At 59.1% G+C, this 15,250-nt stretch carries 11 protein-coding genes and 5 pseudogenes; 8 read left to right on the top strand and 8 right to left on the bottom strand.

Translation table 11 applies throughout. The features are described from left to right. Positions 1–14: 14 nt before the first annotated feature. From NKH54_RS24080 to NKH54_RS24060, 5 genes and pseudogenes are all read right to left on the bottom strand, one after another. Entirely contained in the window at positions 15–200 is a 186-nt protein-coding gene (locus NKH54_RS24080; RefSeq protein WP_032937087.1) for a hypothetical protein, read from the bottom strand. 87 nt (positions 201–287) lie between these two features. Continuing rightward, entirely contained in the window at positions 288–1,631 is a 1,344-nt protein-coding gene (gene repC / locus NKH54_RS24075) for a plasmid replication protein RepC (protein WP_353029113.1), read from the bottom strand. 154 nt (positions 1,632–1,785) lie between these two features. Beyond that, positions 1,786–2,820 carry a plasmid partitioning protein RepB gene (gene repB / locus NKH54_RS24070; protein ID WP_353029112.1) on the bottom strand — a complete coding sequence of 345 codons (1,035 nt, stop codon included), beginning with the start codon at positions 2,818–2,820 and terminating at the stop codon, positions 1,786–1,788. Further along, the gene (gene repA, locus NKH54_RS24065; RefSeq protein WP_353029111.1) at positions 2,817–3,998 is read right to left on the bottom strand and encodes a plasmid partitioning protein RepA; all 1,182 of its coding nucleotides are present in this window, start codon (positions 3,996–3,998) and stop codon (positions 2,817–2,819) included. Before repA ends, repB begins: the two co-directional genes overlap by 4 nt. A gap of 1,001 nt (positions 3,999–4,999) precedes the next feature. Beyond that, a pseudogene (locus NKH54_RS24060) lies at positions 5,000–6,072 on the bottom strand (site-specific integrase). Positions 6,073–6,368: 296 nt separating this feature from the next. Between NKH54_RS24060 and NKH54_RS24055 the strand changes: the two are divergent. The 7 genes and pseudogenes from NKH54_RS24055 to NKH54_RS24025 all read left to right on the top strand — a co-directional run bounded on the left by NKH54_RS24055 (position 6,369) and on the right by NKH54_RS24025 (position 13,019). Continuing rightward, positions 6,369–6,665 (top strand): hypothetical protein, encoded by a 297-nt coding sequence (locus NKH54_RS24055; RefSeq protein ID WP_353029110.1) that lies wholly within the window; start codon positions 6,369–6,371, stop codon positions 6,663–6,665. Then, positions 6,655–7,248: a type II toxin-antitoxin system VapC family toxin gene (locus NKH54_RS24050; protein WP_353029109.1), complete on the top strand. Its 594-nt coding sequence runs from the start codon at positions 6,655–6,657 to the stop codon at positions 7,246–7,248. The genes NKH54_RS24055 and NKH54_RS24050 overlap by 11 nt, the downstream gene beginning before the upstream one ends. A 348-nt stretch (positions 7,249–7,596) precedes the next feature. Next, positions 7,597–7,897: pseudogene (locus tag NKH54_RS24045) on the top strand (DUF1403 family protein); the annotation flags it as partial. A gap of 14 nt (positions 7,898–7,911) precedes the next feature. Continuing rightward, a pseudogene (gene scpB / locus NKH54_RS24040) lies at positions 7,912–8,647 on the top strand (SMC-Scp complex subunit ScpB). 224 nt (positions 8,648–8,871) lie between these two features. After that, a pseudogene (locus NKH54_RS24035) lies at positions 8,872–9,065 on the top strand (hypothetical protein); the annotation flags it as partial. A gap of 676 nt (positions 9,066–9,741) precedes the next feature. Next, positions 9,742–10,827 (top strand): HlyD family secretion protein, encoded by a 1,086-nt coding sequence (locus NKH54_RS24030; protein WP_352597105.1) that lies wholly within the window; start codon positions 9,742–9,744, stop codon positions 10,825–10,827. 32 nt (positions 10,828–10,859) lie between these two features. After that, on the top strand, positions 10,860–13,019 hold the full coding sequence (locus NKH54_RS24025) for a peptidase domain-containing ABC transporter (RefSeq protein ID WP_353029108.1): 2,160 nt from the start codon (positions 10,860–10,862) through the stop codon (positions 13,017–13,019). A 420-nt stretch (positions 13,020–13,439) separates the two neighbouring features. Here NKH54_RS24025 and NKH54_RS24020 read toward each other — a convergent pair whose 3' ends face one another. From NKH54_RS24020 to NKH54_RS24010, 3 genes and pseudogenes are all read right to left on the bottom strand, one after another. Then, on the bottom strand, positions 13,440–13,718 hold the full coding sequence (locus tag NKH54_RS24020; RefSeq protein ID WP_353029107.1) for a hypothetical protein: 279 nt from the start codon (positions 13,716–13,718) through the stop codon (positions 13,440–13,442). Continuing rightward, positions 13,715–14,110, bottom strand: a complete 396-nt coding sequence (locus NKH54_RS24015; RefSeq protein WP_353029106.1) for a dihydrodipicolinate synthase family protein — start codon at positions 14,108–14,110, stop codon at positions 13,715–13,717. The genes NKH54_RS24020 and NKH54_RS24015 overlap by 4 nt, the downstream gene beginning before the upstream one ends. Before the next feature lie 92 nt (positions 14,111–14,202). Then, a pseudogene (locus NKH54_RS24010) lies at positions 14,203–14,655 on the bottom strand (PLP-dependent transferase); the annotation flags it as partial. A 74-nt stretch (positions 14,656–14,729) separates the two neighbouring features. Between NKH54_RS24010 and NKH54_RS24005 the strand changes: the two are divergent. After that, the gene (locus tag NKH54_RS24005) at positions 14,730–14,906 is read left to right on the top strand and encodes a GntR family transcriptional regulator (RefSeq protein ID WP_353029105.1); all 177 of its coding nucleotides are present in this window, start codon (positions 14,730–14,732) and stop codon (positions 14,904–14,906) included. Positions 14,907–15,250 lie beyond the last annotated feature (344 nt).

Below are 15,250 nucleotides of genomic sequence, written 5' to 3'. Positions count from 1 at the left end.
CTGGAGAACAGTCCTCAGTTTACGGTCCGTGGCTGACGCTCAACTTTCCCGAGCCGCTTGTACACGGCCCAGGCATCAGCTGGAACAGCGCTGCCGGCCCGCGCCAGCCAAGCCGCACGATCGGATTCGGTAAGCGAATTCCACCAGACCATCCCGGCGGTTTCATCGGGCGTCGGTTCCGGGTCCTGTTCGTTTTTCATGCCTTCGATGCTCTCATAAGACGCTCGTCCCGACAAGCGCTGCAGCCACCGTCCATGTCCTAGTGCGGATCGAAACCCGCCGGCTGATCATGATCCGCGCCTCGGCTTGTCGAGGCTGCGGCGCAACGCATCACTGATTTCCAGCCTAGATTCGGTGCGCACAACCTTGCCTGCCATCTCCAAATCGGCGGCAGCAGCTTCGGCTCCGTTTCCAGCGGCTTTCGACGCGTCAAGCTTTGCCCGCAACAAGGCCATTACCATCGGCCAGACTGAGAACTTTCCGGCCTTTGCTCGGTCCGTCAGGCTGCGCAAATAGCCGCCGGCGCTGTTGATCTGGTCCTGCCGCTGATAGATCGCGGCAATGGTAATCGCCGCCTGCTGCTCACCCATTGCCGTTCGCGCTTCCTCCCAGGCGCTCGGGCTGATGCCCATGGTCGGCCGGCCAACCTCGGCCGCGGCCAGAAATTCACGCCAGTTGCGGATTCCGCCGCCGCCCTTCACCAGCCAAAGCATGTTCGGGCAGGCATCCAGCACGATCCCTAGCGGCAGTTCGCGTTTCGGTAGGCTCCGTACGTTGTCGGTGTCAGCAACGTTGCCGCCCGCTTCATCCTTATTTCCTGAGCCGTTTTCAGATTCAGATTTAGAGTCTGGTTTTGAATTCTGTATGTGGCGCCCATTTTGGGACTCATTGGCGTCCACTTTCTGTGTTTTTACAAATGATTCCAATGCTTCACGCACTTCAGCCCAAAGGCCTTCAAGCTCCTCGGCAATCGCCTCGAGGGTGTGTCTGGTTGCGGTGCGTGGTATCTGGCCGACAATCGCCTGGTAGGCCTGCTGGACCCTGCCCCAGTTCGCCGGCACGCCTTCCTCAATCCCGGCGTCGATCATCTTGACGATGTCACGGCGGCATATGGTTAGCCGCTCCTTAACGAGACGAAAGGCCTTCTTCTCAGATCTGACCGCTTCCGCAAGATTCTTGAACTCCTCAGCGCGCGCCACGATCGGCGAGATGTCAAAGCCATAGGCCTGCTCGATCTCGCCCCCCTGACCCTTCCGGGCGAAGCGCTTGCCGTTTGGGCTGTCCCGACGGATGATCAAGCCGCACTCGACCAGAACGGCCAGGTGCCGCCGTAACGTCGTTGGGGGCATTCCGTTGGCGCGGCGGATCAGCTGCTCGTTGGATGGCCATACAACCAGTTCGCTGTCGCCATAAAGCGCCGTGTCCGGATGGAACGACAACAGCGCGTCGAGAATAGCCAGAGCGCGATCGGTGGCGCCCAGAGCGATCCTGGCGTCCTTGATATCTTGGAAGACATGCCATTTGTGGACGGTCGCGTCCCTCGGCACCGCCCTTGCGGTGACTTGGCTTGAAATCATGCCAAGCGTCATCGGTCGCCGCCCAAAGGGCGTCGTTGCAATATTCGTCTCCATTTTCTTTCACCCTCGATTAGGCAAAAGAAACCTGCTCGCCAAAACGACGCCAATGACTCTTGACAGTGATTCGTGGAGATGCGATTCTCAGAGTGCTTAGTTCAGAGAGAGGCTTCCACGGCTTGCCGTTCGGGGGCCTTTTTCTTTTGCGGTTTCAGACTCCTTGTTTCGTGATGGACTTCCGAAAGGCCTCAAACAGGTCGTCCAGTTGTCCGGCGATAAACGCTGCGAAACGCGATCCTTCAGCCTCTCCCACGGCAATCATGGTGGTTTTTCCGTTGTCTTTGAGGCTGACGCTGACTGTTTTGTCTGGAGCAGCCCAGGATTTAATAGCAATCTTGGGCTTTGATGGCTTGGCCGGACCCGCAGGTTCTTTGATCCCATTATGATCCGATGGAAGCGTCTCAAGCAGAATAATGAATCTGTCGTCGGACGTTGCCTCGCGGAATTTGTTTTTGCGGATAAGATCGAAAGCTTTTGCGAGTGAGCCGTCTATGGAATAGCGGTTCGAGAATTCCTGCCATCGTCCTCGACCAATCCCGGGAGCTTTACCAATCGATTGCAGTATCTTCTTGTCGACCGATGAGGCGATTTTGATCATCTCGGAGACATGCGATTTTCCTGTCGACAGCGAAGCGCAGATGGTGTCCCGTTTATATCCCGCTTCCTGCTGCGCAAGCGCAAAAGCGCACTTTTCAATGTATGAAAGATCCTCTCGAGCGGTGTTTTCTTCGCCTTGGAAAATGACTGCTTGTTCATCAGTTAACTCGCGGACGGCCGCTTTGAATCCGATCCCAAGTTGCTTAGCTGCCGCTAATCTTCTGCGACCATAGACGATTTGAAACTCGCCATCCTTGCCTTGCACTGGCCGAACCAATCCAGGCACAATCTGACCGCGCTCCCGCATGGATTCAGTGATCTCAGCAATGGCGGAAATCTCGTAGGCGTCATCATATCTATCGGTGATAGACGACGGCCGTATTTTGTCGGGATCGAGTTCAATGATCTGTTCGCCTGACTTCAGTAACTTGTCGGCGATATCGCTCCGCTCTTGCATTTGGCGAACACCAGCCGCCACCTTCATCAGGTGCGGCGATGACGTGCGGCGGCTGACGCCCTCCTCCGAATTGTCCTCCCCGAGTTGCCCCAAAACAGCAGCAAACATGCCCTTAGAATCTTTACGGCTCACTGTTCACGCCTCCATGCCATTGTGATGAGGCTTTCTATTTCCGCGTTCGCGGCATTGATCGATTCGATTGCACGATCATAAGTTTTAGGTGCCGAAAACCTCGATCGTTGCACTTCATAGAGGCTCTGCTTCCAAGTGAGAGCGTCCGCAACCGCAGTGGATTTGGAGACTGAATTCAGAAGTAAATCCTCGCCAAACACTTGGCGCATTAGGGCCTGCATGTTGGCTTGCGGGTGGTCGTTGGCCTCAAACTTTGTGATGAGGAATTTGGCGAAATCCCAACGTGCGCCTGCACCAGCCTCATCCAGGATTTGCATATAAGATGCGGCCAACTCCAAAAACTTCCCTGTGGAGTCGACATCGAGCATGTGCGCTGGAACTGGGATTAGGACTCCGGTAGCGGCAGTGAGCGACGAAAGTGTCAGGAAATTGAGTGACGGCGCACAGTCGAGAAGAACGATGTCGTAGTTGTCGACGATCTGTTCGAGGGCCTGTGACACTCGAAGCAGAAAACTGGTTCCACCGCTCTTGCGCATTTCAAGGGTGACGGCCGTCTCGAATTCTGTCAGCTCAAGACCGGCGCAGATGACGTCGAATCCGATGATGTGCGTCTGATGAATAATCTTTTCCGTTGGCACCGGATCATCAAACCGAATCGCTGAGTAAAGGGTGTCACCTTCTCGGTAGTCAAATCCGGGTAACGCTCCTTGCAGACTTGTTAACGACGCCTGGGGATCCATGTCGACTGCTAGAACGCGATATCCACGTAGTGCCAACCAATGACCCAAGTGAATAGTGGTCGCTGTCTTGGACGATCCACCTTTGAAGTTCGTGATCGCGATGATCTGGCAATCCTCGCCTTTAACACGACGAGGATTGATCCATTTCTTCCGTGCCTTTTCCGCCAGGTGCATCCGAAGGTCCAGCACCTGCTCCACAGAATATAGGCGCTTTCCGGTGGTCGTTGTCTCTGGCTCAGGTCCCTGCCCTTTCAAGGAGACCTGCCTTATGTAAGCTTCGGTCACTCCTAGCAATGCTGCCACTTCCGTCGAAGTGAATTTGCGCATCGTACGAATCGCATTAGGAGGATACTGAGCCAGTGAAAGATTGTTGAGTGCCTTCTCGAGTTTCGTCGAAAAGGTATTCATGAACTGAAGGCTACTTAGATGCCGCGTCACCCAGATTCTCCTCTTGCACCCAGCGCCTATTGATAGCGACTGTGGTTAACAAGCTGTTAACGCCACGCCAACTACGCCAACTTTTCGAATTACGCGGTTTTTCCGTTACTGGAGGTATGCCCGATTCGGAGCATTCGAGCAAATGGACACAGGGCAGTTCCCAGCTGGGAACTTTTCGTTGTCGCTGGCTTCCCTGTGCCGTCAAAGTCGCGCATCAGGCATTGAAAACGACAGCCATGAAGTTGGTCACGCAGCATCGGGCACGGGCGAGCCCCGTTGCCCGTTTTGTTCTCGTAGACTCGACGTTGGTGTACCGGATGCCCTCTGGCTTCCGCGTACGGCGGCCAACGACCTTACAAAAGCGCAGGCAAGTTTCGGCGCATGGAGAGATCCACCCCTCCCCCCCACATTGGCGCGGCGGCGAAATTCCCGTTGTGAAGGAGACACTGAGCTCGCAGTCCAGGGGGTCACCATCCTTTGGGTCGGATACGATGGGTTGTGTTTGTGATGCAGCCATGCCGCGCCGCTTCCGATGTCACTTCGGTGATCGCCCCCAGGCTGACAAGTTAGACGCCCCACGGCCCCTACCCTGCAACGAGGCATTCCTTCCGGGCCGAGCGACCCTCGCGAATGGCAACTCAGCGGCTAGGATCTATCGCCAGGCGTCCCACGCGATTTGACCGCAATCAGCACCGTTGGCACGTGGGCGTCCTGTCCACGCGCACTTTCCTCCAGCGTCGAGCAAGAGGCTCCTACAGCCGCCAGGCAACTTCCCTCGGGGGCTAGTCCAAGTGTCGGCGAAGGATCCTGGAGAACTCATGAGAAGCAAACTTCTCGCACGACCCGTACTTTGAGTTCCCAGCTGGGAACAGCTCTTCAAGCTGGAGGCCTTGCGCCGCTCCAATAAACCTTAGAAACCCATCAACTTGAGCGTTGGATCTGTGGCGCCGGGGTGGATCGGCGCATCCGGAGTCACCCGCGGCTGGGGGGCGTACCGCGCTCTACAATCCTGACGCCTTAGTTAGATTGACGCGGAAGCGATCGCGCCGGCGCTGGTATTTGCGTGTCATCTCTGCCGAGGCGTGACCAAGCTGCTTCTTCACGTAGCGCTCGTCAACCTCGGCAGAGGACGCGAGGCCGGCACGCAGCGAGTGGCCCGAAAACTTTTGGCCGCGCTCGCCCTCGGAAAGATCACCGCGCACGCCGGCGGCCAAGGCCGCGCGTTTGACCAGCCGCGCCACCTCCTGATCGTTGAGCCGCTCGGCCCCCACAGCTTTGCCCTGCCCCGTGACGCGGCGGAAGAGGGGGCCGTGCGCGATGCGGGCCAGCTTCAGCCAGGTCTGCAGGGCGACGACCGGGCAGGTGGCATCGGACGAGCCGCGGCCAATCTCGACCTCGCGCCAGCCGGTCTTGCCTCGCAGCGTAACCAGCACGCCCTTGTCCAGGAAAAATTCAATCCAGCCGCAGCCGTCCTCGGTTTGATCGCGCGCAACATCGAGGCCCACGATTTCGGAGCGGCGCAAGCCGCCGGCGAAGCCAAAAGCAACATGGCGCGGCCGCGCAGACCGCGCAGCGTGCCACGATCGAGCGTTTCCAGCATGGCGACAAGATCGCGCAGGATGGCTTCCTTTTGACGGGGAGGGGAGGTGTGTTTATTGCGGATACCGGCGAGCACGGTGGCGATATGCCGGTCCTTCCGGTCGAGCGGTTGACCGCGTTGCGTATAGTTCCAGGTCAGCGACGACAGGCGGCGCTCAATGGTCGACACAGACTTTTTGTCCCGTTCCGATCCTGAGGCTTGGGCCGTGATGTAGAGGCCGACGACTTGTGGATCTGGCGGCAGCGGATCAAACGCCTGGCGCCGGCACCGCGCGACGGGTGTTTGCCGAACTCGCCGCCTCGACGTAATCGCGCGCGCGGTCGGCCAGCTTTCGAGATGCACAGGCAGTGATGCTTGTCGCGAGTCGAGGACCTGCGTGGGAGGGGAGGGAGCCTCATCCGGGTGCCCCATTTCCATGACGACGTCGACAATGTCAGGCAGGTCGCTGGTGTCGACCGCGTCGATGGGCGTCATGAAATTACGGGGACTGCCCATCGAAACTCTCGATCATTTGAATGTCACAGTCGTGCGATTCTGAGAGCCCCAACGTGCGACCAAAGCGCCCAATTGTCCACCGCGAGGTGCTTGGCCAATAGCTCCCGAGATTTGCGCCGGTCGCGTACGACCACACACTGGGTCGTACTATAGCATGACCGGGCGACGGACCATGTCCGATCCAGTGTTGACCCTCCTAGGGTCCTCTTTCGCAGTGCCGATCCTTGCCTTTATGTTCAACATCCTTTATGTTTCGTTCAACAGGAGAATCCAGGATGAGCGTACGTGGCGCAACGGCAGCCGAAAGCGAGGAGCGGATCGCCCACACCCGGAACCGTCTGGTGCTTGAGCAGGCGAAGGCGGTCGGCCTTCTCGGCGCGGCCAAGAACACACGCCTGTCGGGCAGGGTGCCATCGGAACTGATCGAGGCGGCAAAGAAGCGCGCTCATGTGACCTCCGACACTGAGCTGCTGGAGCTCGCCTTGTCGCGGCTGGCCCTCGAGGACGATTTTGGCGCCCGGCTCGTCCGCCGCAAGGGCAGCATCTCCGCGGACCTTGATCTTGGCGTTTGATCTCGGGAGCGCACTGCGTTCCCTCAAACCACAGCGGCGTGCCGGGGGGCTGGAACGGCGGCCGGATTCCGCTCTGTCCTGGGCAGCGGACCAGCCGCCTGTCGGCGGTGCATTGCTTCTCGACACGAGCGTCTATCTGGATGTCCTGCAGGGCCGCACGCCCGAAGTGGTCGATGACCTTCTGACCTATCGGCTCTGTCAGCACTCGGCCGTCTGCCTTGCCGAGCTCAGCCACCTGTTCGGCCGGCTCGACCCAGCGCACCCCACGACGAAGTCGGTCCTGAAAGTGGTTGCAGGCACGATTGAAGACATTCCAGTGCACCGACTGCATGCACCCGACGCCACCGCCTGGGGACGCGCCGGCATGCTTGCCGGCCTGCTGTTCCGGCTGAGCCGTCTGCCGAAAGGGGAGGGACATGAACGCCGCTTCCTCAACGATGCGCTGATCTTTCACCAGGCCGGTCTGCTGGGCGCGACGGTCCTGACCGGCAATGTTCGGGATTTCGATTACCTCAACCAGCTTGTTCCGTCGGTGCGTGTGATCTTCTACCGGCCGGTGATAGACTTGCGCCCGCAGGGTTGAAAGCGTCTGTGGCAGATATGCCCGTGCACCGTGATCGTCCACCCTCCTTTAATGACCACCAGTCTTCCAAGAGGTCGCTGACACTCTCCTGCGACCGTTGAAACGCGGGCGACAACGGCCATGTCAAACGTAAGGACAAAACAAACGATAATGCAACATTATCATTCGTTTATCTGGCACGACAGGCGCAGCGCTTTCTATCCATTTCGGTTGCCAAAAGCGCCGCCGTGATTCATCGTGCTTGCGATGGTTCTGCGTCCCAAACCCTCGCCGCGCCACCACGCCACGCTTGCCGGTGCCCCTTCGACCGCACCGATGGCAACGGCGCCGGCTTGGCTAGCCACCGAGACAGTAGAGACAGATAGCGAGCGTGCGAAAGGTCTGCTTGCCGCGCAGGCGCGCGCTGCCCTGCGTGCCATTGATCTTTCAGCCGAATTCGAGCGCCGGGCAGACCGGCTGCTTGTCGTTGCCCCGGAACTCAGGGCCAAGGCAGCGCACACTGTCGTAAAAGCTCCTGTCCGACGATGCGATCGTTGCTTCGGCAAAGATCGCAGGCATGAGCGACCGTGGGCTTCGCCGCCTGTTCGATCGCCTGGTCGAACTCGGCGCCGTGCGCGAGCCGTTCGGCCGATCAACGTTCCGTATTTAGGGGCTGTGACGACCATGACCGAGACGACGCGCAGACCACGGAAGGACCGGCCAGATGACGATCGATCAGGCGACTGCCTGTTCGACCGCGAGCTGGATCATCTGCCGCCGGAGGCGCGCTGGCGCGAATGGATGCACCGCGTCGAGGCGACCATTTTTGCCGCCAGCGAACCGGTCACCCGTGAGGTGCTTGCGCGCATTGTCGGCAAGAGCTGCAGCATCGACCTGCTGATCGATGACATCCGCGAGGAATTGCGCGGCCGGCCCTATGACCTCTCGCCGTCGCCGGCGGCTGGAAGCACCTGACCCGGCCGGCCTATGCCGACGCCATCCGCGCCGCCGTCGGCGGACGTGAGAAGACGGCCGACCTGACACAGTCCGAGGTTTTGGTGCTGATGTGCATTGGCTAGTTCCAGCCGATCACCCGCGCCGAGTTGTCATCGTTCTTCGGCAAGGAGATCAGCCGCGATTTATTGGTCATCTTCGCGGTGCCGGCCTGATCGCTTCCGGGCCGCGCAGCCCGACGCCGGGCGCGCCCTACACCTACGTGACGACAAAACAATTCCTGCTGGAATTCGGCCTCGACACGCTGCGCGACCTGCCGGATTTCGAGGCGCTCGAGGATGCCGGACTGCTGAGCAAGGAGAAGCTGCTTGCGGGCGACATCATGCCAGGTTTTCAGATAGCGATCGGGATGACGTTTCAGAGCCCGACATCTGAAAGCAGATCCGACCCGACCACCGATAGGTAGCCAGAGACTTTTTCAGATTCCCGTAGCGCTCCACCTCCCGACTAAACGGAGGGATCAGGACCATGCGCTCGATTTTAGCGTCACCGGGGTCGTGCCAGGACCCGGCGCAATTGCCCGATAATGACAGCTGGTCGCTGATCGGCAGGATAATCGGGCTTCTTCTTGCTTCTCGCCAGTTCAGATGCCTCGCGGATTCGCTGGATAAATTCAATCACGTCGCGAAAATGCTCGGAGAGGACCCCGAACTCCTGGAGGCGATCGTCTGTAACCACGACAATCTGTCCTACGGCAGTCTCATCAGCGTTTACGACGGCACCGGCGCCCATGCCCGCCGCTCGACCAATGACTGGAAACGATTTCCTCGAAGACTTCGTCAGACCCAGACATCATCGCACGCATCAAAGCGAAATCTCCGCGATCACAATCGGGCGCTTACACAAGACCACACTGCCGCAAGCTGCTCAGCGCGTTCCAGATGCTGTTCCTGACAGGCCGGTTCTCTCGGCAGAATGCTTGGCCGAAATATATCCTCCATGCAGGCAGAGCTCCCTCAGGAGACCTATATTCGACTCTATCCCTAAGTATCCGACCCTAAGTATCCGACCTACCGCACTGGCCCCTACCAGTGTCGGGTTTGTCGAATCCGCGACACGGTGACGTCTGGCTGGCGTGCCGCCGCGCTCTCAGTGAAGCCATTGAATAACATGCAGAATTAGTTTTCTGGGTCGCTTCCTGTGCAGTTGGCACGACTCTTGATGTTGGTTGTACGGCGGCAAAAGCCGCTAATGGCAGACTGGTTCATCCTATTTGATCTCTAGGAAAGGAGACAGCAATGAAGGTCGATCTGTCAGACTATGGTGTGACTGAATTGGCTCCAGAAGAAGCATCCACAATTTCGGGCGGGTGGGCTTTTTTTGCGGCGATAGCTTTCGCGGTGGCGGGGTTAATAGGCGTTGCGGCTGCGACTATACTGGTAGCGGCGAGGCACTGGAAGAGACACGGTTAGAACATTAGTGTGCAAGCTAAATACCCTTTCTCCTGAAATTGCCAGCTACACTGCAGAGAGCATTCTCTCCCGACGATCAGGACGATCTTTGATCATCTATCGGCTGATTTTGCTCTCTGTGGTTGCGACGTTGGTATCGCTGCCACTCATCACCATAGCGATCTCGGTCCAAAGTGCCGGTATCATTCGCCCCACCGTCGAGAAGACGCCCCTGGTCGCACCCGTCTCCGGACGCATCTCCCGTATCCTTGCCGTTGAGAACCATCTGGTTGCCCAGGGGCAGGAGATTCTCGCCCTCGATGATGAGGTGGTTGAGGAAAAGCTCAGGGCGTATAAAGGCGATATTCGCGCTAAGAGTGATCTTGCCCGTGACCTCGAAACCCTGATCTCCTCCGGCACGAAGGCCAAGGACCCGATCCTCCTCCTGACCGAGTCCGCCAAGGCGGAGCGGGCGCATTTTCTCAACCTGCTGCGGGAGAACCAATATGCCAGCAGTAATGCCGCGGCGGAACTCGACCGCGCTAAGCGACTGCTCTCCGCTGCTGCGACGCCCGCAAAGGCCGTTGACGAGAAGGCTTTCGCCCTCCAGAACATTGAGGTTCAGGGGGAGATCCTTGCCCGGCGCAAATCCGCCGAATGGAACCAGCAGCTCTTCGACCTTACCCTGCGCCTCAAGGAACTCACGGCCGCCGTGCATCAGCTCGAGAAGGAACGGGATCTCACCCACATTCGGGCCTCCGTGTCAGGCGCACTCGAGCAATTCACCGGCCTGACCCCCGGCAGCTACATCCAGGCCGGGCAAACCGTTGCTTGGGTTTCGCCGGACGACGAACTGGTGGCGGAAATCTACGTCTCCCCCAAAGACATCGGCTTCGTGCGGGAGGGCCAGTCGGTGCGGCTCCAAGTGGATGCCTTCAACTACAATCAATGGGGTCTCATCGATGCGACAGTGCTCGGCGTAGCGCAGGACTTCACCCTCCACGACATGAGCCCGGTCTTCAAGGTCCGCTGCGCACTCTCTCGCACCCATCTCGCACTCAAGAACGGGGTCATCGGTCATCTGAAGAAGGGCATGACCGTGCGGGCCCGCTTCCTCGTGGCAGAACGCACTCTTCTGCAACTCCTCTACAATGAGGCCGACGATTGGCTCAATCCCCTCCTGGCGGGCCACTAATCCTTCCCTATCCAAACAGCCAGCGAGCCGCCATGTCGAGCAAGGTTATCAAGTTCAAGCAGCACGACATCACCGATTGTGGAGCTGCCAGTCTTGCTTCTGTCGCAGCCTTCTATGGTCACAAGCTGCCATTGTCGCGCATCCGCCAGTATGCCTCGACCGACCGCTCCGGCACTACCGTACTGGGCCTCACGGAAGCGGCCCGGAAGCTGGGCTTTGTCGCCAAGGGAGTGAAGGGTGGCTTCGACAGCCTGTACAAGATCCCCAAGCCCGCTATCGCGCACGTCGTCGTCAAGGGGGTCCTTCACCACTTCGTCGTCATCCAGGCGATCGACGCGAGGTGGGTCACCGTCATGGACCCAGCCTATGGCGAAATCCGCAAGCTGCCGCACGAGGAATTCAAGACGCAATGGACTGGCGTCCTGGTGCTCCTGGTTCCGGCAGCCACCTTCAAGCGCCGCGACGAGACCATTACGCCGCTTGCCCGGTTCGCGCGTCTGCTTGCGCCACAAAAGGCGGTGATGGCCCAGGCTCTCGCCGGGGCGCTCGTGACGACGGTACTCGGGCTCTCGACGGCAATCTACGTCCAGAAGATCGTCGATCATGTGATCACAGCGGGCAACCGCAACCTGCTCAACCTGATGAGCCTCGTCATGCTGGTGATCCTGGTGGCGCAGATCCTGATCAATCTCCTCGGGAACCGGCTTATCCTGCAAACGGGGCAGAAGATCGATGTCCACTTGATCCTCGGCTACTACAAGCACATCCTAAACCTGCCCCAGAAGTTCTTCGACAGCATGCGCATGGGCGAAATCATCGCCCGGATGAACGACGCCGTGAAGATCAGGAGCTTCCTGAACGACGTCTCGATCAGCATATTCGTTGACGTGCTAATGATTCTATTTTCGTTCGGGCTGATGTGCATCTACTCGTGGAAGATCGCCTTGGTCGTGGCGGTCTCCATTCCGCTGTATCTCTTGGTCTATTGGACCATCAACCGGCTGAATAGGAAGCACCAGCGCGCGATTATGGAGGATGCCGCCAACCTGGAGGCGGAGCTGGTGGAATCGCTCGGAGCTGTCTCCACAATCAAGACCTCCGGCATGGAGAGTTTCGCCAACTTCAAGATGGAGATCCGTTTCATCAAGATGCTGCACTCCGTCTACAGTTCCGGTCTCATCTCGATCTTTGGGGATAATGCCTCGACTTTCCTCTCGACCCTATTCACCATCGTGCTGATGTGGTTCGGAACGACGCTTGCCCTCGATCAAACCGTCACGCCCGGCGAGTTACTGTCCTGTTATACGTTACTCGGCTATGTCATCCGGCCGGTCGCCAATCTGATCCAGACTAATCGGATCGTTCAGGATGGCTTCATCGCAGCGGATCGCCTGTTTGAGATCTTCGACCTGGAGCAGGAGACAAGCGGCGGCGGCATCGATGCCACAAAGTCCGACCTTGGTGATATTCGCCTGGAGAAAGTCACGTTCCGCCATGGTTCGCAGCCGGAGCTTTTCCACGATCTCAGCGTCACCTTCCGCCGGGGCGAGATGACGGCCTTGGTGGGGGAAAGCGGCTCGGGCAAGAGCACCCTTGCGGCGTTGCTGCAGAATGTCTACCCGCTTGAGGGAGGACGCATCCGGATTGGTCCCTTTGCCCTCCAGGATCTCTCAACAGTGTCCGTGCGCAAGGCTATCGCTGCTGTGCCGCAATCGGTCGATGTGTTCTCGGGCTCGGTGGTCGGGAACATCGCCCTTGGCGAGTTCGAGCCGGACATCGAGAAGATCCTGCACATCTGCGGTCAAATAGGGCTACGAGAGCTGATCGAGCGCTGGCCCGGCGGTCTTCAGACCTATTTGGGCGAGAATGGTATACGCCTCTCCGGCGGCGAGAAGCAGCAGCTTGCGTTGGCTCGGGCTCTGTACCGGGATCCGGAGATCCTGATCCTCGACGAAGCGACTTCCTCTCTCGACTCGATAGCCGAGGGGTTTGTCCTGCGAATCATTGAAGATCTTCGTCGGGCCGGTAAGACCATAATCGTCATCGCTCATCGACTCAGCACCGTTCGTAGGGCCGACAAGATCGTGGTCTTCGACAAGGGACAGCTTATTGAGGAGGGGAGGCATGCTGATCTGCTGGCAACTGAAGGTGCTTACGCACGCTTGTGGCGGGCGCAAACCGGATCCAGCTAACCACGACGGTGCCGTAGCGCATCGATCACCGCCAGATCCGGTCATCGAGACCTAGGAGCGTGGCCTGCAGCATCACGTATGAGCTGACGCGGATCGCATCGTCGCACTCGGTGAATAGCGTCTCGCCTGCCCTGCATAATCGCAACATTCCTCCGCATCGTCTGTAATGCGGCTTGAGCTCGGGGGTCATTCTCGTCAGATTGCCAAGTGCCCAAATACTCACCATCCCGAGTGACGACAGAACATTACCGAGCAAGTTAATCTTCCAGCGAAGCATTGAACGACGTGTCCCTTTTTGCATGTAGCGAGCATTGATAGCGTCGAGGCATTGCGTCGGCGGGTCTCGCTCGAAAAGGTTGTGGCCAAGAAGCTACGCATCGCGATCGAAGAGCGGCGGCCGAACGTGTCCGTGCGCGAGCTCTACATGACAGTTCCTTTCACTGGCCGCCGGGTTTGCTGTTCACCGGCTGGCATCCGATGGCAAGCGTTCCAACGCGGCGGCGATCTGGCGCTTCGCTGCTGAGGGCAGAGGCAGGATTGGACGCGGTCGGCACGGCAAATGTCGAGCAATTCGGCAAGTGCATAGACGACGCGAAGGCTCGAGAACTCCTTGAAGAGGCTCCAGAGCGGCGCAAGCGTGGCATCGATACGTCGCGCTTCGGCCGCATCGCCCTGTTGCGCCGCTGTGACGATCGTCATGCAGACCTCGGGCAGGATGCCGCGAGGACGCTGTACCATGTGTCGGCGCCGGCGATCATGGCCTCGGCGGCGTTCCAGTCGCCGCTGTAGCCGATCGAGAACCCTTCCGGCACAGTGCGTCTCTGGTCGGCCAGATGGCTCTTGATCGCATCGCCCTTGTCTGTCGGATTCTTGATAATGACAATCGCACCCACCTTTGCCAGGCGGCTGATGAGTGCTGGGGTGAAATGGAAATGCGTCGTTCCTGGATTGTCGTAGACGACGATCGGCAGGCCGCTCTCGCACGCCACCGTCGAGAAATGTTCGAACACCTCGTCCTCAGTGAGCGGGGTGTAGGAGGCGGCCGCAAGCAGCCCCGCGGCAGCTCCCTTGGCGTCCTGCGCGAACCTCACTGCTCATCGGTGCGCAGCGCGCCCACACCCACCACGACCGGCATTCGCCCGGCGATTTCGTCCAAGGTCTCGGCGAGCGTCCGTCGCCGTTGTGGATCGCACAGGTCGACCGCGACGACCTTGATGCCGAAGCGGGGGACCGCCTGTTCGACCATGGCTAGCGTGTTCGCATAAAGCGTCCTGTGGACGATGAGTTCATCGCCTTGGGACAGGAGCGACAGGATCAGCGTCCCAAAAGCCGCCATCCCCGAGGCAACGACCAGACCTGCCTCGGCTCCTTCCAGATTGGCGAGCCGTCGCTCGAGGATCTCCGTCGTCGGATTGTATTCGCGCGCATAGAGCCGTCCACCAAGCGCGGCGGCGGCCTCGTTTGCTGCCACGCTTTCGAAGCCGTAGGTCGAGGTCAGGAACACTGACGGCTGAACGGCATTGGAAAAGCCGGCCGGATCGTAGCCATGATGGATCGCCCGGGTGGCAAATCCGGGGCTGGTGCGGTTGAGCGACCCCGTGGGAGCATCGGTTTCGGATTGATGGGAGCTGGTCATTCGGCCTCTGCGATCTCTCTTGGGGTTCCGAAAGATTGACGGCAACCTGGCTAAAATGAAATATCGAGTTGGCGATGAAAGAGATGGTCCAGTCTTCAAGTGCCGGTTCTGCAGCGCGCTCGCACGCGATGGGTGCACGCCAGATATACGAAGCCCTTCGCAAGCAAATCCTCGGCGGCGTCTACGAAACCGGCAGTCAGCTGCCATCCTCCCGGGCCTTGGCAAATGACCTCGGCGTGTGCGCAGGCTGAACGGCGAGCGTCGGGAAATGTTGTTGGGTGCCTTGCAGCGCAGCTTCGGGGATCGCATCACTGTCCAGGGAGCAGATGCGGGACTGCACGTCGCCGTTTGGTTCAATGAACTGCCACGATCGCGGGAAACGGCCTTGGTCGAATCCGCCAGAGACGCTGGCCTGGGGCTACACCTGATCTCGCCCCTTTACGCCCGCGCGTGTCGGCGCTCGACCGGCTTGATGATTGGTTGAGGGAGCCATTTTTCCGTCATGACGGCAACGGGGACGTTATCGCCAGGAGTTGGCGGACGAACACGGGATCATTATCAGCCTGCGTTCGGTGGAGCGTGACCCGGAGCGGCA

Origin of the sequence: Mesorhizobium sp. M1004 (genome assembly GCF_040318795.1) — a bacterium.
GTDB lineage: Bacteria > Pseudomonadota > Alphaproteobacteria > Rhizobiales > Rhizobiaceae > Mesorhizobium.
This window is presented reverse-complemented; position numbering and strand designations above follow the sequence as displayed.